We start from the raw sequence: 269 nt of genomic DNA on the forward strand, positions 1-269 counted from the left end.
TCGCATCATACGACGGTGCAGGAATATTAACCTGCTTCCCATCAGCTACGCATCTCTGCCTCGCCTTAGGGGCCGACTCACCCTGCTCCGATGAACGTTGAACAGGAAACCTTGGGCTTACGGCGTGAGGGCTTTTCACCCTCATTATCGCTACTCATGTCAGCATTCGCACTTCTGATACCTCCAGCATCCTTTACAAGACACCTTCGCAGGCTTACAGAACGCTCTCCTACCATATCCTTACGGATATCCGCAGCTTCGGTGACTGG

1 rRNA gene is annotated in these 269 nt (G+C 52.8%); it reads right to left on the reverse strand.

The window, feature by feature from the left end:
• Positions 1-269: ribosomal RNA gene (locus GTP27_RS24475) — 23S ribosomal RNA — on the reverse strand; the annotation flags it as partial.

This window comes from Duganella qianjiadongensis (assembly GCF_009857915.1).
Lineage (GTDB): Bacteria > Pseudomonadota > Gammaproteobacteria > Burkholderiales > Burkholderiaceae_D > Rugamonas > Rugamonas qianjiadongensis.